Origin of the sequence: Vibrio sp. 2304 (genome assembly GCF_033339475.1) — a bacterium.
GTDB classification, from domain to species: Bacteria; Pseudomonadota; Gammaproteobacteria; order Enterobacterales; family Vibrionaceae; genus Vibrio; species Vibrio alginolyticus.
Window position 1 is genome coordinate 1 of sequence record NZ_JAWOUQ010000019.1, and the last position, 19,184, is coordinate 19,184.

The following is a 19,184-nucleotide window of genomic DNA, read 5'->3' on the forward strand; positions in this document are numbered from 1 at the left end:
GGTTGAAAGCACCGGTCTTGAAAACCGGCATACGTTAATAGCGTATCTAGGGTTCAAATCCCTATCTCTCCGCCACTATTAAGAAGCCTCGCTAGAAATAGCGAGGCTTTTTTCATTTCCGCACATCTTTATTACTCTATCTATGCTTGCCAAAAATCAATTCCATATGCGATCTACTTTTCGACAAAGTAATATTGGTATCGGTATTGGTTGTGACGTTTTGATTTTTGCTAAGAAGTGCAGTTGCCTCTAAAGCTGTTCATCCTCATCACTGCATGCTGTCCCGATAAGGTTGTTGGAGATGCTTTGTTAAGGTGTTGAACCATTTATTGCCTTATCGTTCTCTTAAAGCACTACCATTGCTTCTCTAGCCCCTTTTACTGGATAGACCGAACAAATAAGCATACTCAAATAGCCACTGTTTCACTGATGTGTCTTTTTGTTTTGCTCAGTCGAGCGATGCGTGTGCTCTATTGCCTAAATCTAGCTACGTCTTAAAACCATACTTCTACAGGCTAAAGTTACGTATTCCTGCATCTTTTAAAATTGTTTTGGATTCTGCTGGAATGACAGGATCAGAGTAGTCAAAAGAGAAGAGTGAAAGTGAAGCGATAGTGAGTTGCTAGGAAGTTGGAAATTACTTGGGAACCAATGAATTTGATAAACATATTGATGTAAGGACTAAAGGGTTAATAGCAGGCAATAAAAAAGCCGACAGGTAAGCTGTCGGCTTAGTTAGGTCATCTTAAGTTAGTCATTCTGGACGAGCGTGAGAGCTTTACGAGAGACTTCGTGAGCAGCTTTGGTTAGATTTTGCTTCTCTAGTGTGTCTGCTAGGAATGCATAGTCAGAGACGTCAGAGCGAAGCTTTAAGGCGATCTCAAAGTGATCCTGGGCTTCTTGCCACTTCTCTTGACGGAAATAGAAGTGCGCTAATGCGCTATGGGCAGCGGCGTTATCCGGTTCTTTCTTCACTACTCCCTCTAAGAAGACCACGACAGGGTGGGTATCTGGCAGGTTTAGATCTGGCAGAAGTTGATAAAGCTCTGGGGCAGGTTGTTTTTTTAATGCTTCTTTTAGCACGGTAAAGGCTTCTGCATCAGCTTTTCGTGTGATGAGTTCTCGAGCAAAACAGGCAACGAGGTTTGTGTCTTGTTTCACTTTACGTGAGAGACTATTCCAATGAGAGATAAGCCCTTCGCTACCTTGTTGTTGCGCTACTTCATGGAGTAAGCCGCACTGCGCCTTTTGAATCAGCTCTGCATGTTCTTCTTCCGTGATGAGTTTTGCTTTGGTTAGTTGTGGCAAGAGGTCAATAAGAGGTTGCCACAACTTTAGCTGCATGTACGTTGTTTTCAGCAAGTTCAATACAATAGAGTTACTCGCATACTGACTTTTTAACGATTGCAAGGTATCGAAAGCGGACTCGAACTCGTTGTCGCGGATAAATTGTTTCGCTCGAGTCAGTTCTACTGCGAGATGGGCGTTCTCTTGTTGGCTCGCTAGCTCTAGATAGTGATCTCGTTTTGCTTTATCACCTTGGCCTTGTGCGGCTTCAGACGCAACCAAGTAGCAAAGCAGCGGCATATCGTGATGATTTGCCCAGCGAGTTACTTTCTTCTCAGCACCTTTCCAGTCACCTTCTAGAAGTTTAATAATGCCTTCATTGGTGTATCGGCGGGAATGGCGCATTTTGCGAACACTGAAGTAGTTCCATGTTGTAGAACTAGCATAAACTAACTTCTTAATCAGGTACTCAAGCAGAAAAAGGCCTGCGAGTGCAGCGATAACGAAAACCACTAATGTCGTTACGCTCATCTCGATCGTTTTCTCGGCAATGGAGATGAGTACATAGCCTTGCTGACCAGAAAACTGGGTGCCAACAAATAGTCCTGCGCCTAGTACAACAAATAGGAAAATAAGACGAAACATTACTTATCCTCCATGCCTGTCATCGTTGTGACTTCACGACGTAGGCGTTCACGGATGACATCTGATAGTTGAGACTGACTTTGCAGTTTTGTTGGGTATTCCACTTGAATATTTTGCTGACTTAGCAGGTTAACCGTTTTGTTGAACTCTTTAACGGAATTATCGTCTTGGTTGAAGAAAGCTAATGCCCATTTGTCGGCTGTTTTTAGAGATGTGGTGTAAATTTCACCTTGTTCTTGGTACACCGCTTTTATTGCCGTTTCCAATTTGGCTTTGATGTTTTCTTTCAGGTAAAAGTGTTGCTCAGGAGAAAGCAGTGGAATGACGTTACCATCGCGCGTGCGGAAGGTAATGAAGTTTTCTGAAAAGTCCTTCAAAGAGGTCATTAAGTTATCTTGCCAGTTTGCGATATCTTCAGACACTTCAGTGTTTTCTACGGCTTCAGCTTCAGGTAGCAGTGCATTGGCGAGAGGGAGCTTGTCTACTTGCTGTTGTAGGGCAGTTAAGCGTAGTACCAATCCATCACGGTCAATTAGCGGGATCGTGCGAAGTTTGGTGATATCGTTCGCCATTGCTTTACGTAGTTTGACGAGGCTAGGGTCATTCAGTGCTGCAATGCGTTGGTCTGCACTTTCCATCAGTTGAGTCGCGCTTTCTACATCGTGCTCTAAGAACAATTTACGACCAGCTAATTTGACAAGGTAATCGGCTTCCGCCAATAGCCAGTCGTTTGGTCGACGACCTTTCACATCGGCAACGGCGAGCTGTAAGCTTTCAATGCTCTTCTGTTGCTGTCCAAGTACCACTTCCGCTTTGTGTGTCACGGTTGTTGCTTTCTCGATGGTTTCTTCTTGTACCCGGCTGAGTTCTTGCTTCATGGAAGCTTGAGTGCTTTCTAGCTGACTTTTTAGTTGGGCGATCTGCGCTTGGTAATCGGCTTGCTGTTGATGCAGCTTGTACGCGAGGCCACCGCCAAAAATAATCGATAAGATGATAGCGACCGTGCCTAGTTTGACACCACGTTTACCTTGTTTTTCTTCAAACTCGACTTTGGTTGGCTCTGCTGTTTTTGGGGGCTCGGCCGCTTGTGGTTGCTCTTTTTTAAGGTCCGCATCCTGCTGCGATGTGGTTTTTTCGACTAGCGGTGCCGATGAGGTTTCTTCGGAAAGGTTTTTATCGTTATTTTTTTGGTCGTTATTTTTACTTGTCATGCCTATATCCTGTGTAGCTAGGGCTGGAGAGCCGCCAGTAATTCTTGGTTGGATGCGCTTCCCGTGCATCTCACGCGAGTGAACCCCCTTTGAATTGCGATGTCAGCGATACGCTGACTGGGGATATACAACTCTTGTTGATTAAGCCAAGTCAATTGCTCCGACGTCAATTGGCTGCACAAATAATCCAGTTGTTCACCACTGGTGACGATAATCTGGTTAATTTGTAGGTTTTTCCATAGTGAGATACAGCTTACTGGATCGAATGGGATGAATTCTCTCTTGTAAGTCTCACTATAGTGAACTTTTGCGCCACGCCTCACCAATGCATCTTTGATCAGCTCTCTTCCGCCGTTACCACGAAGGATAAGAACTTGTTGTTGTGCCACATTGTTGAGCTCTGGCAGTCGCAATAAGTGTTCACTATCACTGACTTGGGGATAGTGTACTTTCTGTTGGGTACATTTGCTTAAATAGTGTGCTGTTTTTTGACCAACGGCAAGGTAAATAGCTTGTTTCGGCCATGACATCCCGTTGCTGGCTAAGATTTGCTGTGCACATTGCACTGCATGTCGACTAACAGCGATAACAATTTGAGCTTGATGTAGATGTTTAGAGAGGTGCGTGTCCGTGAGATCGGCGACAATGTCGATCAGAGGATGGTGATATGCGGAAATGCCGTGCCTTTCGAGCAGAGAGCAAAGCGCGTTGCCTTGCTCTCCCGGCCGAGTGACCAACACTGCCATGGTTATTCGTGATCTGCGTACAGCTTAGTTAGGATTTCACGAGCGCCGTTATCTAGCAGCTCATTGGCTAGCTGCACTCCTAATGCTTCGCCGTCTTTACGATGGCCACGAATTTCACCACGCACAATTTCGCTGCCATCTGGTTCGCCAACTAATGCGCGTAGCCAAATGTTGTCGCCGTCTAGCAGGGCATAGCTGCCGATAGGTACCTGACAGCCGCCTTCTAGCGTAAGGTTCATTGCGCGCTCACACAAAACGCGGTCTACGGTGTCTTGGTGGTTAAGTGGCTCAAGCAGCTTAAGCAGTCTTTCATCGTCAAGGCGGCACTCAATACCGACAGCACCTTGCCCTACCGCTGGTAGTGATTGCTCTGGTTCGATAAAGCTACGAATGCGCTCTTCAAGCTTCAATCGTTTAAGGCCTGCCGCAGCAAGAATGATTGCATCATACTCACCCGCATCTAACTTACCAAGGCGAGTGCCCACATTACCGCGAAGCTCTTTGATGATGATGTCCGGACGATATTCTTTCAGTTGGCATTGACGGCGCAAACTGCAAGTACCAACCACGGCACCTTGAGGGAGCTCATCAATGTGGCTATAGGTATTAGAGACGAAGGCATCACGAGGATCTTCACGCTCACAAATGGTCACGAGGCCAAGGCCTTCTGGGAAATCGACGGGTACGTCTTTCATTGAGTGAACGGCGAGGTCTGCACGTCCTTCTAGCATCGCGATTTCAAGCTCTTTTACGAACAAGCCTTTGCCGCCAACTTTTGCTAGTGGTGTATCTAAAATCACGTCACCTTTGGTCACCATGGTTACTAACTCGACTTCCAAGCCAGGGTGAGCGGCTTGAAGGGCGTCTTTAACAAAGTAAGCTTGCCATAAAGCAAGAGGGCTTTTTCGAGTTGCAATGCGAATCGGTGTGGATTGTGTCATGATCTTCTCAATGCTGTTTGGATTTGGGTTTATCCTACCATTCTCATCAAGAAATGCTTACTGTTAGTTCGTTATCTCTGAAGGCTATGAATGGAATTACATGACGTTATGAAAATAGTGTGACTGGATTCTCAATTAGACTAAGGACTATTATTAGTAATAGGTAATAAGAGCGACACTACCGCGCGATTAATTTTGTGACTAAAGTATGGTTTTGTATCCAGAGTGATACGCGGGCGTGAAGCTTTACCCGCACCAATAAAAGTGTTAAATTGATCACGTTTTTAAGCCATTTTGGTTTAAAACGTCAGCAGATTTTCGTGATTGTTCAACCAAGGAATTCCCCTTGCAGGCTTACACCCAAAAAATCATCCAGCGACTAGATAATTTGAATCAGCAGCGAGTTGATCGCGCGCTGGCGCTTATGGATTCTCAAAGCCAGCAAGTCTTCCATTTGATTCCTGCCTTGTTGAACTACAACCATCCTGTAATTCCTGGCTATTATGATGCCGATGTCCCGTTTGGTGTACATGGGCTTGAACTAAATAGCATTCAGCAACAATTCATAGATGATATTCAACTTGCCATTGGTCAGCCGCTCAAGACGGTAGAAAAGCCCGCTATATTGGGTTTGTACACCATGGGCAGTACCTCCTCGATTGGTCAAAGTACTTCCAGTGATTTGGATATTTGGGTGTGTATCTCACCAGAGATGGATTGTGACGAACGCGAGTTATTGACCAATAAATGCCTACTCATCACGGATTGGGCACAAAGCAAAGGCGTGGAAGCGAACTTTTTCTTAATGGATAAAGAGCGCTTTAGAAGCAATCATTCTGAGGAGATGACAGGTGATAACTGTGGTTCATCTCAGCACTTACTTTTGCTAGATGAATTCTATCGTAGTGCGGTGCGTATCGCCGGACAGCGTTTGTTATGGCAAATCGTGCCGCCAGAAATGGAAGAGTGTTACGACGAGTACGTTTCTCAACTTTGCAGTGATGGTTACATCGACTGTAGTGAATGGATCGACTTTGGTAAATTGAACTGCATTCCTGCTGAAGAATACTTCGGATCGAACTTGTGGCAGTTATACAAAAGCATCGACTCTCCCTACAAATCGGTATTAAAAGCCATCTTGCTAGAAGCTTACTCGTGGGAATACCCGCATACTCAATTGTTAAGCATCGACACTAAACGTCGTTTCTTTGCCCATGAGCCTGATCTCTATGGCATGGATGCGTACTACTTAATGTTGGAAAAAGTAACCCGTTACTTAGAGCGAATTCAAGACGATACACGTTTGGATTTGGTGCGTCGCTGTTTCTATCTCAAAACCCATGAAAAATTATCTCGTGAGCCGAATGTTGGCTCAGTAGCTTGGCGTCGTGAAGCGCTGAGCGATATGATTGCAAAATGGAATTGGGATGCCAATGTCGTTGCAGAGCTCGATGACCGCCGTAATTGGAAGGTTGAACAAGTAAAGGTGGTACATCATGCATTGCTGGATGCGTTGATGCAAAGCTACCGTAACTTGATTCAATTTGCGCGTCGTAACGACATCACTTCTGCTATCAGTCCGCAAGACATCAGTATTTTGGCCCGTAAACTCTACGCTGCTTTTGAAGTATTGCCGGGCAAAGTAACGTTACTAAACCCACAGATTTCACCTGATCTGCACGAGCCTGACTTGAGCTTTATCGAAGTGAAAAAAGGGGGAGTGAACAAGTCTGGTTGGTACCTCTATAAACAACCGCTTATTGCGCACCGCATTTTGGGGCAACCATATCTAGAGCATCATGAATACTTGAGTAAGTTGGTTGCTTGGGCATTCTTCAATGGCTTGATCACTGAATCGACTCGTTTACATGCTGTGGTACGTGAAGCGCAGCTAGATATTGATAAGTTTTACCAAATGGTGAGTGACTTACGAAATACTTTTGCGTTGCGTAAGCGTCGTCCATCTATGCAGGCGCTAGCGAGTCCTTGTGAAATAAGCCAGCTTGCGATGTTCATCAACTTCGAAAATGATCCGACGTCTGAACTTTCTGGTCGTTCGTTGAAAGTGGATGTTAAGAACACCGATATTTTTAGCTTTGGTCCAGAACATAAAAATTTAGTCGGCAGTGTTGACCTTGTTTACCGTAACTCTTGGCATGAAGTGCGTACGCTGCATTTCAAAGGGGAAACGGCGATGCTGGATGCACTGAAAACCATTTTGGGCAAAATGCACCAAGATGCGTTGCCACCAGAATCAGTGGATGTGTTCTGCTATGCGAAGAATATGCGTGGTGTGATGCGCAATATGGTTTACCAGCTTTTAGCTGAATGTATCGACTTACGCTTGAAACCAGTAGAGCAAGAGAAACGCCGCCGCTTTAAAGCGATGCGTCTTGGTAACCAGACTTATGGGTTGTTCTTTGAACGTCGTGGTGTGTCGGTGCAGAAGCTAGAAAATTCCATCGATTTCTACCGCAGCATTTCTACTAACAAACTCAAAGGCTCGCCGCTGTTAATGCTCGATCGTGAGCAAGAATATCAAATGCCGGAAGCGGTGGATGGGTTTGCCAGTGAAGGTCTGGTGCAGTTCTTCTTTGAAGATAACGAAGATGGCTTCAATATTTATGTTTTGGATGAGTCAAATCAAGTGGAAGTGTATCACCAATTTAGTGGCTCCAAAGATGAAATGATTTCGTCTGTAAACAGCTTCTACACGTCGGTAAAAGACGATAGTCGCGTCGCGTCTAAGTTTATTAACTTTAACCTGCCTCAGTACTATCAAATTATTCACCCTGAAGAGGGGAATGCGTATATCATTCCTTACCGTAATGACGGTTGTTCACCGAGTCGCCCGACCAAAACTGTGAATGCGTAATTAAACCCGTATCAATAAACAAAAAGAGCACTTCGGTGCTCTTTTTGTTTTGGTGACGATTGACCAGAATTATGCCCAGTCAATGGCTTCGCCTGCGTGCTTTTCACACTCTTGCTTCACCATTTCAAATAGCTCCATACCCGTTTTTGAGCAGGTCCATTTACCTTCAATAAGCTTGAAGTGGAAACCACCAGATTTGGACGCTAGCCAGATCTCATGCATCGGCTCTTGGCGATTAATGATGATTTGGCTGCGGTCTTCAAATTCCAATGTCATTACGTTGCCAGTGACTTCGTAATCAATGTCTGCGCCTGAATCATCGATGGATTCTTCGATGATTTGCATCTGCGCATCCACCAGTTGATGAAATTCAGTATCGTTCATCCGTCTATCCTATTGCTTTTCCTGAGTGTGGTGCGATTATAGGGGGCATTGATTCAATAATCACGATATGCGAAATGAAAAAATTAGTTACTGTGTTGTTTGTGATGGTTGCCGCGACCTTAGCGGGGTGTGGTCAGTCTGGCTCACTATACATTCCAGATGACACTCAACAGAATGAGCAATCACAATAAATAACCGCACCTTAGGGTGAAATTAGGGTTCAGCAGTCGAATAAAATAAGGGAAGCGAATTTTGGATTACTTCAACTATCAGGATGATGGCCAGCTTTGGGCCGAAGACGTCCCACTTCAAGCTCTTGCAGAGCAATATGGCACTCCTCTTTACGTATATTCTCGAGCCACGCTAGAGCGCCATTGGAAGGCGTTTGATAGTGCTGTGGGTCAGCATCCTCACCTAGTTTGCTACGCGGTGAAAGCCAACTCAAACTTAGGCGTATTGAACACGCTAGCGCGTTTGGGATCGGGTTTTGACATCGTGTCGGGTGGTGAACTTGAGCGTGTGATTGCCGCAGGCGGTGATCCGAAAAAAGTCGTTTTCTCTGGTGTTGGTAAAACATCGGCAGAGATGAAGCGCGCTCTTGAGCTAGGTATCAAATGTTTCAACGTTGAATCTGAGCCAGAGCTAGAACGTTTGAACAAGGTTGCGGGTGAGCTTGGTGTGATTGCACCAATTTCTCTTCGTATCAATCCAGATGTCGACGCGAAAACACACCCTTACATTTCGACTGGTCTTCGCGACAATAAATTCGGCATTGCGTTTGATCGTGCGCCAGATGTTTATAAATTCGCGCAAAGCCTGCCGAACTTGAATGTGCAAGGCATCGACTGCCACATTGGTTCTCAGCTGACCAATATAGACCCATTTATCGACGCGACAGACCGTTTATTAGCTCTGATTGATGATTTAAAAGCACAAGGCATTAACATTCGTCACCTTGATGTCGGCGGCGGTTTGGGTGTGGTCTATCGTGATGAATTACCACCTCAGCCTTCTGATTACGCCAAAGCGTTACTAGGCCGTCTTGAAAATCACCAAGACTTGGAGCTGATCTTTGAGCCAGGCCGTGCAATTGCTGCGAACGCAGGTATCTTGCTAACGCGTGTTGAGTTTTTAAAACATACTGAGCATAAAAACTTTGCGATTATCGACGCTGCAATGAACGACTTGATGCGTCCTGCGCTATACCAAGCATGGCAAGATATTGTGCCAGTTTCACCGCGAAAGGGTGAAGCTCAGACTTACGACTTGGTTGGTCCTATTTGTGAAACCGGCGACTTCTTGGGTAAAGATCGCGCACTCGTTTTGCAAGAAGGTGATCTACTCGCGGTTCGTTCAGCAGGTGCCTATGGTTTTGTGATGTCTTCGAACTACAATACTCGTACCCGAGCAGCAGAAGTGATGGTGGACGGTAAACAAAGCCACTTAGTTCGCCAGCGTGAGGAGCTGACCAGTTTGTGGCAGCTGGAACAGATTCTACCGGAGTAACACACAACAAATGCATTTCCACTTTTCCAAAATGCACGGTTTGGGCAACGACTTCATGGTCGTCGACTGTATTACCCAGAACGTGTTTTTCTCGCAAGACCTGATCCGCCGCTTGGCGGATCGTCATACTGGCGTTGGTTTTGACCAATTGCTTGTGGTAGAGGCCCCTTACGACCCTGAAACCGACTTCCATTATCGGATTTTTAATGCCGATGGAAGTGAAGTTGAACAGTGTGGTAACGGTGCACGCTGTTTTGCCCGCTTTGTTCGCTTGAAGGGGCTGACCAATAAATACAGCATCAGCGTGAGCACCAAGAAAGGAAAGATGATTCTCAACATCGAAGATGATGGGGAAGTGACGGTCAACATGGGCGTGCCAGAGTTTGAACCGAACAAAATTCCTTTCAAAGCGAAGCAAAAAGAGAAAACTTACATCATGCGAGCAGGCGACAATACCTTGTTTTGTGGTGCTGTGAGCATGGGTAACCCGCACGTAGTGACCGTGGTCGACGATGTGGATACGGCAGAAGTGGAAACTCTCGGTCCGCTGCTTGAGTCGCATGAGCGTTTCCCAGAGCGCGTCAACGCTGGCTTTATGCAGGTGGTGAGTCGTGACCATATTCGTCTTCGAGTTTACGAGCGAGGCGCAGGAGAGACACAAGCTTGTGGTAGTGGTGCATGCGCGGCAGTCGCGGTTGGGATTCTGCAGGGTTTGTTGGATGAAAACGTTAAGGTTTCTCTACCTGGTGGTGAATTGCGAATTGCATGGCAAGGTCCTGGCAAGCCGTTGTTTATGACCGGTCCTACAACGCATGTATTTGATGGTCAATTATCTTGCTAGTTGAAGAAAAAGGAAACGGTTTGTCTCAAGTAGAAGCAGATGCCTTAACGGCTGAAGTAGTGGCCGAGTACCTCAAAGATCATCCAGACTTTTTTGTGCAACGTCCGGAGCTTGTGGATCGTTTATCTTTCCCACACTCAGACTTAGGCGCGGTATCTTTGGTACACATCCAAATGAATCGCCAACGTCAGCGCATTGAAGAGTTAGAGGAAGAGATCACTACACTAATGTCGCTTGCGGCGAACAATGATCGCACCTTTTACGAATTTATGGATTTGCAGGGGCAGATTCTAAAGTGTGGTGACTTTAAACAAGTCATTCATTCTATCGAAGATAAAGCCAAAGCATTGGGCTTACGTGCGTTTGTTCGATTGTTTAGTCAATGCGACGCATCGATTCAATTGAGTAAGGAAAGTTATCAACGCTTTGCGACCACTCACTTAAATGGCAAAGATGCGTACTTAGGACGTCTTCGCAAAGTGGATCGTGAAGCTTTGTTTGGCAACATGGAAGTGCCGGAAATGGGGTCCTATGTGGTACTGCCGCTAGTGAAACAGCAAACACTGGGCGTGCTTGCTTTTTCTAGTGAAGATGGCGGCCATTTTCAGCCAGATATGGATACCTTGTTTTTGCGTCACCTATCATTAGTAGTGGCACATCTCGCTCAAACACTGGTATGGCAAAGTTACGATGACGACAACTCCCAACATTCCTCTGCCAAATAGTCTGCAAAAGCCTCTTGAGCGCTTCTATGAATTCTTACGAAGCGAAAAGGGGCTTAGCCTACATACTCAGCGCAATTACAAACAGCAGCTAGAAACAATGGCGCAGCACTTAGCTGAAATGGGGCTCAAAGATTGGTCTCAAGTGGATGCTGGTTGGGTGCGCCAATTAGCAGGTAAGGGCATGCGAGAAGGCATGAAAGCCAGCAGTTTGGCAACGCGCCTCTCATCGCTGCGTAGCTTTTTCGATTTCCTTATTCTGCGTGGCGAGATGTCGGCTAACCCAGCCAAAGGGGTTTCAGCACCTCGCAAAAAACGCCCGTTGCCCAAAAACCTCGATGTTGACGAAGTGAGCCAATTACTTGAAGTCAACGAGGACGACCCGCTGGCTGTGCGCGATCGCGCCATGATGGAGCTGATGTATGGCGCCGGCTTACGTTTGGCTGAACTGGTGGGTGTGGATGTACGTGACGTACAACTGCGTAGTGGTGAGCTTCGTGTTATTGGTAAAGGCGATAAAGAACGTAAAGTGCCGTTCTCTGGGATGGCAACCGAGTGGGTCGGGAAATGGTTACGCGTTCGTGGTGATTTAGCCGCTCCAGGTGAGCCCGCCTTGTTTGTATCTAAGCTTGGAACGCGTATTTCGCATCGTAGCGTGCAAAAGCGCATGGCTGAATGGGGGCAGAAACAGTCTGTCGCAAGCCATATTAGTCCGCATAAATTGCGTCACTCATTTGCGACACATATGCTCGAATCAAGCAATAACTTACGTGCGGTGCAGGAGCTTTTAGGGCACGAGAACATTTCGACGACCCAAATCTACACGCACTTGGATTTCCAACATTTGGCGCAAGCCTACGACCAAGCCCACCCACGCGCACGTAAAAAGAACGGGGAGTGAGCCGAAGTATGAAATTTTATCGCCGTATCGAGCCTATTAAGGCAATGACCTTTGACCTAGATGATACCCTCTATGACAACTATCCTGTGATCGTTCGCATGGAGCGTGAGTTGCTATCTTGGCTCAAGCACCATCATCCAGCGGTTGCTCATATGAACAAAGCGGATTGGTTTGCTCTCAAGCAGCGTGTTGTGCAGCAACAACCCGAGCTGAAGAGCGATGTCACTTTATGGCGTTTAGTGCAACTTCAGCAAGCCTTCTCCCAAGTAGGCTACGACGAAGACGCAGCACATGCCGCCGCGAAAGCCGCAGTAGACGTTGCGTTGGACTGGCGTAACCGTTTTGAAGTGCCGCAGCAAAGCCTCGATGTATTGGAGGAACTCGCGCAGCACATCCCGTTGGTGGCAATCACCAACGGTAATGTGGATTTAGACCGCATCGGTCTTACGCCTTATTTCCAACAGGTACTTAAAGCAGGACCAGATGGATTGGCGAAACCCGCAACCGATATGTTTACTAAAGCGAAGCGATTCTTGGATATTCCTGCGGAGAATATTCTGCATGTCGGTGATCATCTAACCACGGATGTGCATGGTGCAAAGTTGGCTGGTTTTGCAGCCTGTTGGTTTAATGATATGAATAAAAATGTCATTAACCATTCAAAAACACGTACTTTACCTGATATTGAAATCAATAGTTTGCAGCCGTTACTCACACTTTTTTAATTGCTTTCGCATTAATCCATTCTAATCTCATTTTGTGTCTAGAAAAGCAGCGCAAAGCCACGTAAATTATTCTCTATTAAATAAAAATAGTAACGCCACACGTCGTGGTGAAGATAGTGTTACGGCAGTGGTAGGTCCATGCGAGCTTTTTCAAAACTGGTTCACGATGTCAGTCAACTGAATGACTTTTTAGTCACTTTTCCGACTTCCTCAGATAAACAATATTTAGTACAAATATTGTCGACGCAATCGCGCGAAATTACGACCACACTTGCAGACGCCGTTTTGTCGTCGCTGCCGAATGCTCATGTTATGGGGCATAGTACGCGTAATGTGATTCTGGAAGGGGAGATATTTACCTCTGGTTGCCTAGTGAGTGTGATTGAATTTGAGCAAACCACGCTGACTTCTGCGGTACAAACATACTCTTACTCCCCTGACATTGATGGCGGGGAGCTCAAGCGCTCTCTTCTAATGCAGCATAATTCACAGGTGATCCTCAGCTTTGCTGTGCAAATTGAACGACGTGACTATCCCTTGTTTCAAACCTTCGCCAGTGAAGAAGTAGTGATTTCTGGAGGGTTGGCGCAGAGTATTGATGATGGCTGCTGGGTGCTATATCAAAACCGAGTTTACGATAACGCTGTGGTTGCCGTAGCTTTGCACAGTGATACTTTGAAGCTATGGACTAATGCGTATTCGGAATGGAACCCGATTGGCATGCCACACAAAGTCACTCATGCAAAAGGAACGCGCTTGTATTGTTTAGGTGAGAAGAAAGCGCTGGAAGTATACAAGCGTTACTTGGCGGATGGCCATGACGTGACGCTGAGTCAACTGCTCAGCTTTCCTTTGTATCGAGAAAGCTTAGGGCGAAAGGAAGTTTGTACGGTAACGGAGCTACACGCTGATGGCAGTATGAGCTTCGACAGGCCCTGGTGTCTTGGTGACGAAGTGCAATTTTGCTATAACCATCCCTCGTTAACGCTCGAGCAAGTGCGGCATGGTGTGGTTGAGTTAGCCATGCACCAACCTGAAGTCGTTATGATTTTTAACTGCGCGTCACGGTTAGACTTTATTGACAGCAGCGACGAAGTCCAAGCCTTCAAAGATATTGCGACGACGTTTGGTAGTTACTGTATGGGGGAACTGCATGGTGGTATTGGTCAGCCCGAAATTCTTCATCACAGCCTGACGTATTTAGCGATGCGAGAGGGAGACGAAGTGCAAACATTGAACTTGCCTAAGTCGCCCGTTAGCTCCTCTATTTCACCGCTGTTTAGCTTGATTCGAAATGCGATCGGCGATCTCAACCATATGAACGCGCATATGGGGTATCAACTCGATCGCCAAACGCGCAAGTTACAAGAAAGCTATCGACGCGACAGTCGCACGGGATTACAAAACCGGGTCGCATTGCAAGAGCGGCTGAGTAACATCGATTTGGATGAGCATTTGTTGACTCTAAAGCTACTTAACTTTAGTCATATCAACGAAAAATACGGCTACCGAGTGGGAGATCAATTACTCAAAGATCTCTCAATGCACTTTACGAATCGACTACGAAAGCGTTTTGGCATGCCAACGGCTTTACAGCTTTATAGTATTGGGGTTGGTGAATGGGCATTCATATTTAAAGCTGACCAAAGCAGCGAAACCATCAAACAGCACTTTACGCGTTTTGCTGACGCGGTAGAACAAACTAATTTTGAGCCAATTGGCCTACGTGAAATAGATTATCTTTCTATCTCGCTATGCGGCGGCTTAGTGAGTCGTCGAGACTTTCCATCCGCTTCAGTAGATGAGCTCTTACTCAAAGGCATCGAAGCGAGGCGCTCCGGTGTACGCAGTAATACTCATATCTGTAATGCGAAAGATATTGAAGTCAGTGAGGATGTGCGTAAAGAGCAACTTGGATGGCTAAGTTGCGTCAGTAGAGCCATTCTCAAACAGAATATCATCACTTATAGCCAACCTATTGTGCATGCGGGTAGCCACAAATTAGCAAGCCAAGAATGTTTGGTTCGTATTCTGGAAGCCGATGGAACGGTGATTGCGCCAGGGCGTTTTCTGCCAATTATCTCTGATACGCATCTTTACACTCGATTAAGTCGGCACATGATTCATTCTACGTTGCATTACATGCGAGATAAGCAAGGTGACTTTTCTATAAACTTATCGCCGCAAGATTTGCTCAGTGATAAAACTTTAATGCTTTTAGAGCATGAAATTAGCCAGCTAAATGACCCAAGGCGAATTGGTTTAGAAGTGCTGGAATCTGAGCAGATCAAAGACTACGGCCGAATGATAGAAGTGTGCAGTCATTTTAGAAGCTTAGGGGCGCGTATCATTGTTGATGACTTTGGGTCCGGCTATTCGAATATCGATGAAATCCTAAAGTTGGAGCCAGAAGTCATAAAGCTCGATGGCAGCTTGATTCGTGATATTGATAAAGACTTAAAACAGCGCAAGATCGCTTCCCAGTTGGTGCGTTTGTGCCAGGTGTTTAACGCGGAGACGGTGGCGGAGTTCGTCCACAATCAGGAGGTGTGCACCATTGCACAAGACATGGGGGTGGATTATTTGCAGGGTTACTATCTTGGCGAGCCGACTCGACTGTTTTAATGATGTTTCACGTGAAACTTCTTGTCGTAAAAACGCAGCGTAGGCTGCGTTTTTTGTTTGGTTCTTCTACTGAGCTTAATGGTTAACGCTTAAGAGCGTGTCCACTCTTTTCAGCTTGGAACAGAGCGAGGTAATGGGCAAAAAAGCGCTGCATTTGTTGTTGGTTGTTTTGTTCTCCAAGTTGCCCGAGCAAATGTGCAGCGACTTCAAACGTACACAAATTACCTTGTTGTTGGTTGCGTCGCAGCTGATATTGTGAGTCCGCCGACGCAGACAATCCCATAGTAGGGATACCTTCTAACCAACGGCTCTTATTGATCATCTTGCGCGCCTCTTGCCAGGTGGCATCTAAAATAATAAACAGCGGAGTTTTGGTTTGTTGCTGGCTTTGGAGTACCACATGTTCGAGTGTGATACTTTCTTCACAGGGGAAGAGCAACACCGGATACCGCGACGGATCAGCTAATAGAGTGAGCAATTCTGCTGGTGGCTGTTTGCGATCCCAGATTACTCGCTCAATGCTGAGTTGGCACTGCTCTAGTAGCTGGCCGGTATTAGTATCACGCTTCAGTTCATTCGGATGCATTAACAGCAGGATGTTGTGCTCACTGTTAAGTTTCGGCATTAGCGAGCACATACAATTGAATTGAAAACCGCAGGTTGGACACGGTTGTGACATTACAGACGAACTCCTTCTCGCACCGGGCTTATCCCATCAGAGAACAGACGCACGCCACTGACTTGGTTCGGCGTTGCCGTTGGCGCCATGCTTGGGTTGAGTGGGTAGCTAACCCCAGTGTATTGCATCACGTGTGGAGCCGCTTTAGCTCCGCCACCGCTGACATTAAAAATCAGATCTCGCCAACCATGAGAGGTTTGTTGGCCGAGCATAATCGGGCTTTGCACTAGTGTAATGCGGCTATTAAATCGCCATTCCTTTTCGTGATGTTCAAATATCAGCAATGTACAGCCTCCGGAACCACACCAATCCAACTGTACCAATAGCTCTTCGTTACCATCGCTGTTGAGATCGTAAGTTAGCCAACGGTATTGGTTATTGTTGGGGGTGGTTTGATGGATAAAGAAGTAGTTGCGCACCGCGGCATCTACTTTTGAATCAAACTCTGCACTAGAAGGGACGTCAGCACTACCGATGGGGTTGTTGGTGCGTTTTTCGGCTGGTTGCATGATGCCTTCATCACGAACGGTGGCAGGATAAAGGACTAAACCACCATCGGCGATTAGGTATACCAAGTTACCGACTTTTTCTTTGGTCGCTTTGAGCTGATTGCCTTCTCGAGTAAACAGTCGCTCTGACATTAGCCTTTGCTGTTGATGATGCGTCATGACAACTTGAACCTGAGACGGACTTAACTGTTGCCAGTAACCACGCTCGATTAATGGTGCTTGTCCATTGGCGTAACGGTATTTTGTTGTGGCGCTATGGTCTGGGTTTAAGGTCATTTGTACTTCAAAACCTTGTGATTGAGTTGAGGTCGCGACATAGGTATTAGCCCAGCCAAGCGTTGCATCGACGTTTGCAGCCATACCACAACCTTGATACGTCTCGCCTTCATGTTTTAGTGTTGCTTTCCAGCCATACAAAGAATCGCTCATTGTGTCTGAGCAGAGGTTTTCTGTTAAGCGAAGCTCACCATCTTGTAGTTGATAAGTGCGCTGGCGAGGTTGAAGCTGACTGCTGTTAATCGCTAATTTTGTGGTTTGTTTGCCGATTTGCTGGAATGTTAGTCCATTAGCCTCAAAGCTTGCCGACCAAGAAGGCTCATTACCAAACACGCGAGTTGGTTTGTTTGGTTGCTGACAACGGTTTGGGTTTTCCGTTGTGAGGAAGTTCACTTGTTCCACGACAAAGTTAGCATCGAAATCAGCAGAAAACCCATCGATGCCCGGTGGGTTGAGGTGGCCGATAACCTCTCCATACATAGTCTGGTAAGGCTCGTTATTTAACTGAATTGCTCGTTGCATTTGTTGTGGTGATAGTTGCAACCAATATTGCTTGTCGCTGCCACAAGGCATGATGTATTGGCTCTCGTGACCGACGATCACTTTTCCGCGCAGCATAAAAGTTTGAGGTTGAATGGTTTCAGGCTTATCTAAGGTTGCTGGTGGAGAGGTTGGGTCAGCGGCACCAGATTGTGGCGACTGTGAACTACATGCTTGCAGAACCAGCAGGGTGGCAAGCGCCACTGGGTTTTTCAAAGCCTTCATGTTATATCTTCCTCATTATTGTTACTCAATCGGCATCGGATGGCATTATGGCATATTGGTTATTTAAAACTGAACCAGATACCTTTTCTATTGACACGCTTCGAACCCAAAAGGTTTCATGTTGGGAGGGAGTTCGTAATTATCAGGCGCGCAATATGATGCGTGACCAAGTGAAGCTGGGCGATTTAGTCCTGATTTACCACTCTTCTTGTAAACATGTTGGCGTGGCAGGTATTGCTAAGGTTGTGAGAGAAGCCTATCCCGATCATTTCCAATTCGATCCCGAAAGCGATTATTACGATCCAAAGTCAGACCCAGACAACCCGCGTTGGATTATGGTGGATGTAGAGTTTGTACGTAAAACGGCGCGAGTGATTCCGTTGTCGGTGATGAAAGCGATGCCAGAACTTGAGAACATGCCGTTGGTGAAACGTGGAAATCGCTTGTCGATTATGCCCGTGACAGAAGAAGAATGGGACGCGATTCTTGGCAAAGAGAAGCTGCCAAGTCAGCGATAAAAGAGAAGGGCTGCGAATGTGCAGCCCTTCATTATTTGGAGTATTGAAGCTTACAGCAAGTGTTCTTGTAGGTAGTGTGCAACCGCATCTTCTGCATTGCTGCCAATTACTTCATTATTTGGTAGAGCTTTCATCACTTTTTCGTGTGATGTACCCATAACTAGCCCTTTACCTGCCATCGACAGCATTTCTACGTCATTCATGCCATCACCAAATGTTACGCAGTTTTCTAACGTGAGGTCGAGTTTTTTCGCTACCGCTTCAAGAGCATGACCTTTAGACACGCCAGCGCTCATTACTTCCAAACACCAAGGCGTTGAAAATGCGATGTTCAGCTTATCACCAAACTGCTCACGTAGTTTGTTTTCAAATACGACCAAACGCTCGTGGTCTTCTCCTGGATGCGTGAAGAAAACTTTCGCAATACCGTCAGTTGGGGCGTGGTCTTCATCAAATAAGACGTAAGTGAATTCATCGTGGAAGTCACGTAACGTTTCATCATCCTTGTTCATCAACCAGCTATCATTTTGATACATGTGAATAAGTATTTCTTGATCATGTTTGATCGTGTCGATCACGCCTTGTACCAGTTCCGCAGGGACATTCTCGCTGTACATTAGCTGATCTTCCTGGTCATGCACTCGGGCACCATTCGACGTGATCATATAAGCTGGAATGCCAACTTGGCGACGGATGCTCGCAACGTCTACGTGGTGACGGCCGGTTGCAAAGACAAAGGTATAACCCTTTTCATGCAGCGCTTTTAGCGTCTCTTTTGAGTAAGCACTGAGCTGATGGTTTGGTGCGAGTAACGTGCCATCCAGATCAGAGGCAACGATTTTGGTGATCTCTTTGCAAGGTAGCGATGTGCTCATGAAGTCCTCGTAAACGGTTTGGATAGTGTGGAACAGGTGAATTGCAAACGGAGTACAGCAGACTGACTAGATCGTACTGCTCCGAATGCGGGGGAACTTGGGCCCGTAGCACTATGCGGTTAAACACTGTGTCAAAGTAGCCAAGTTCAAGCA

General features: G+C 46.3%; 17 protein-coding genes. 9 read left to right on the top strand and 8 right to left on the bottom strand.

What is annotated here, in order from left to right; translation table 11 throughout:
* Window positions 1-750: 750 nt before the first annotated feature.
* From R7P64_RS22365 to hemC, 4 genes are read right to left on the bottom strand one after another with little or no spacing between them, the layout of a single operon-like run.
* Complete coding sequence (locus R7P64_RS22365) at window positions 751-1,932, bottom strand: heme biosynthesis protein HemY (protein ID WP_017635979.1); 1,182 nt, start codon at window positions 1,930-1,932, stop codon at window positions 751-753.
* Entirely contained in the window at window positions 1,932-3,143 is a 1,212-nt protein-coding gene (locus R7P64_RS22370) for a uroporphyrinogen-III C-methyltransferase (RefSeq protein WP_005378751.1), read from the bottom strand. The genes R7P64_RS22365 and R7P64_RS22370 overlap by 1 nt, the downstream gene beginning before the upstream one ends.
* Before the next feature lie 17 nt (window positions 3,144-3,160).
* On the bottom strand, window positions 3,161-3,889 hold the full coding sequence (locus R7P64_RS22375) for a uroporphyrinogen-III synthase (RefSeq protein WP_005383386.1): 729 nt from the start codon (window positions 3,887-3,889) through the stop codon (window positions 3,161-3,163).
* 2 nt (window positions 3,890-3,891) lie between these two features.
* Window positions 3,892-4,830, bottom strand: coding sequence for a hydroxymethylbilane synthase (gene hemC / locus R7P64_RS22380; RefSeq protein ID WP_005383388.1), 939 nt, complete (start codon window positions 4,828-4,830; stop codon window positions 3,892-3,894).
* Window positions 4,831-5,176: 346 nt separating this feature from the next.
* Here hemC and R7P64_RS22385 point away from each other — a divergent pair, with 346 nt between their 5' ends.
* Window positions 5,177-7,705 (top strand): class I adenylate cyclase, encoded by a 2,529-nt coding sequence (locus R7P64_RS22385; RefSeq protein ID WP_213867412.1) that lies wholly within the window; start codon window positions 5,177-5,179, stop codon window positions 7,703-7,705.
* A 69-nt stretch (window positions 7,706-7,774) separates the two neighbouring features.
* On the opposite strand, the gene cyaY is transcribed toward R7P64_RS22385, so the two are convergent.
* The gene (gene cyaY / locus R7P64_RS22390) at window positions 7,775-8,089 is read right to left on the bottom strand and encodes an iron donor protein CyaY (protein ID WP_005383391.1); all 315 of its coding nucleotides are present in this window, start codon (window positions 8,087-8,089) and stop codon (window positions 7,775-7,777) included.
* A 74-nt stretch (window positions 8,090-8,163) separates the two neighbouring features.
* Between cyaY and lptM the strand changes: the two genes are divergently transcribed.
* From lptM to R7P64_RS22425, 7 genes are all read left to right on the top strand, one after another.
* The gene (lptM, locus tag R7P64_RS24855; RefSeq protein ID WP_005378746.1) at window positions 8,164-8,280 is read left to right on the top strand and encodes an LPS translocon maturation chaperone LptM; all 117 of its coding nucleotides are present in this window, start codon (window positions 8,164-8,166) and stop codon (window positions 8,278-8,280) included.
* Window positions 8,281-8,341: 61 nt separating this feature from the next.
* Complete coding sequence (gene lysA / locus R7P64_RS22400; protein ID WP_033907276.1) at window positions 8,342-9,595, top strand: diaminopimelate decarboxylase; 1,254 nt, start codon at window positions 8,342-8,344, stop codon at window positions 9,593-9,595.
* Between the two features lie 10 nt (window positions 9,596-9,605).
* Window positions 9,606-10,436 carry a diaminopimelate epimerase gene (gene dapF / locus R7P64_RS22405; RefSeq protein ID WP_005383396.1) on the top strand — a complete coding sequence of 277 codons (831 nt, stop codon included), beginning with the start codon at window positions 9,606-9,608 and terminating at the stop codon, window positions 10,434-10,436.
* Entirely contained in the window at window positions 10,430-11,161 is a 732-nt protein-coding gene (locus tag R7P64_RS22410; protein WP_017636089.1) for a DUF484 family protein, read from the top strand. The genes dapF and R7P64_RS22410 overlap by 7 nt, the downstream gene beginning before the upstream one ends.
* The gene (xerC, locus tag R7P64_RS22415; protein WP_182039483.1) at window positions 11,127-12,059 is read left to right on the top strand and encodes a tyrosine recombinase XerC; all 933 of its coding nucleotides are present in this window, start codon (window positions 11,127-11,129) and stop codon (window positions 12,057-12,059) included. The genes R7P64_RS22410 and xerC overlap by 35 nt, the downstream gene beginning before the upstream one ends.
* An 8-nt stretch (window positions 12,060-12,067) precedes the next feature.
* A complete protein-coding gene (yigB, locus tag R7P64_RS22420; RefSeq protein ID WP_053350826.1) occupies window positions 12,068-12,784 on the top strand; it encodes a 5-amino-6-(5-phospho-D-ribitylamino)uracil phosphatase YigB in 717 nt (238 codons plus the stop codon).
* A gap of 138 nt (window positions 12,785-12,922) precedes the next feature.
* Window positions 12,923-15,409, top strand: coding sequence for an EAL domain-containing protein (locus R7P64_RS22425; RefSeq protein ID WP_318119251.1), 2,487 nt, complete (start codon window positions 12,923-12,925; stop codon window positions 15,407-15,409).
* An 82-nt stretch (window positions 15,410-15,491) separates the two neighbouring features.
* Here R7P64_RS22425 and R7P64_RS22430 read toward each other — a convergent pair whose 3' ends face one another.
* Window positions 15,492-16,088 carry a tRNA-uridine aminocarboxypropyltransferase gene (locus tag R7P64_RS22430; RefSeq protein ID WP_031780839.1) on the bottom strand — a complete coding sequence of 199 codons (597 nt, stop codon included), beginning with the start codon at window positions 16,086-16,088 and terminating at the stop codon, window positions 15,492-15,494.
* On the bottom strand, window positions 16,088-17,638 hold the full coding sequence (locus R7P64_RS22435) for a COG3650 family protein (RefSeq protein WP_213973547.1): 1,551 nt from the start codon (window positions 17,636-17,638) through the stop codon (window positions 16,088-16,090). Before R7P64_RS22435 ends, R7P64_RS22430 begins: the two co-directional genes overlap by 1 nt.
* 47 nt (window positions 17,639-17,685) lie before the next feature.
* On the opposite strand from R7P64_RS22435, the gene R7P64_RS22440 reads away from it, so the two are divergent.
* The gene (locus tag R7P64_RS22440) at window positions 17,686-18,156 is read left to right on the top strand and encodes an EVE domain-containing protein (RefSeq protein WP_047103997.1); all 471 of its coding nucleotides are present in this window, start codon (window positions 17,686-17,688) and stop codon (window positions 18,154-18,156) included.
* A gap of 50 nt (window positions 18,157-18,206) precedes the next feature.
* Here R7P64_RS22440 and R7P64_RS22445 read toward each other — a convergent pair whose 3' ends face one another.
* Window positions 18,207-19,031, bottom strand: coding sequence for a Cof-type HAD-IIB family hydrolase (locus tag R7P64_RS22445; protein ID WP_213973546.1), 825 nt, complete (start codon window positions 19,029-19,031; stop codon window positions 18,207-18,209).
* Between the last annotated feature and the right edge of the window lie 153 nt (window positions 19,032-19,184).

What these genes read in the sequence shown, in the direction of transcription:
- R7P64_RS22365 (WP_017635979.1), bottom strand. Translation starts at nt 1,932, where the DNA reads ATGTTTCGTCTTATTTTCCTATTTGTTGTACTAGGCGCAGGACTATTT.
- R7P64_RS22370 (WP_005378751.1), bottom strand. Translation starts at nt 3,143, where the DNA reads ATGACAAGTAAAAATAACGACCAAAAAAATAACGATAAAAACCTTTCC.
- R7P64_RS22375 (WP_005383386.1), bottom strand. Translation starts at nt 3,889, where the DNA reads ATGGCAGTGTTGGTCACTCGGCCGGGAGAGCAAGGCAACGCGCTTTGC.
- hemC (WP_005383388.1), bottom strand. Translation starts at nt 4,830, where the DNA reads ATGACACAATCCACACCGATTCGCATTGCAACTCGAAAAAGCCCTCTT.
- cyaY (WP_005383391.1), bottom strand. Translation starts at nt 8,089, where the DNA reads ATGAACGATACTGAATTTCATCAACTGGTGGATGCGCAGATGCAAATC.
- lptM (WP_005378746.1), top strand. Translation starts at nt 8,164, where the DNA reads ATGAAAAAATTAGTTACTGTGTTGTTTGTGATGGTTGCCGCGACCTTA.
- dapF (WP_005383396.1), top strand. Translation starts at nt 9,606, where the DNA reads ATGCATTTCCACTTTTCCAAAATGCACGGTTTGGGCAACGACTTCATG.
- xerC (WP_182039483.1), top strand. Translation starts at nt 11,127, where the DNA reads ATGACGACAACTCCCAACATTCCTCTGCCAAATAGTCTGCAAAAGCCT.
- yigB (WP_053350826.1), top strand. Translation starts at nt 12,068, where the DNA reads ATGAAATTTTATCGCCGTATCGAGCCTATTAAGGCAATGACCTTTGAC.
- R7P64_RS22425 (WP_318119251.1), top strand. Translation starts at nt 12,923, where the DNA reads ATGCGAGCTTTTTCAAAACTGGTTCACGATGTCAGTCAACTGAATGAC.
- R7P64_RS22430 (WP_031780839.1), bottom strand. Translation starts at nt 16,088, where the DNA reads ATGTCACAACCGTGTCCAACCTGCGGTTTTCAATTCAATTGTATGTGC.
- R7P64_RS22435 (WP_213973547.1), bottom strand. Translation starts at nt 17,638, where the DNA reads ATGAAGGCTTTGAAAAACCCAGTGGCGCTTGCCACCCTGCTGGTTCTG.
- R7P64_RS22440 (WP_047103997.1), top strand. Translation starts at nt 17,686, where the DNA reads ATGGCATATTGGTTATTTAAAACTGAACCAGATACCTTTTCTATTGAC.
- R7P64_RS22445 (WP_213973546.1), bottom strand. Translation starts at nt 19,031, where the DNA reads ATGAGCACATCGCTACCTTGCAAAGAGATCACCAAAATCGTTGCCTCT.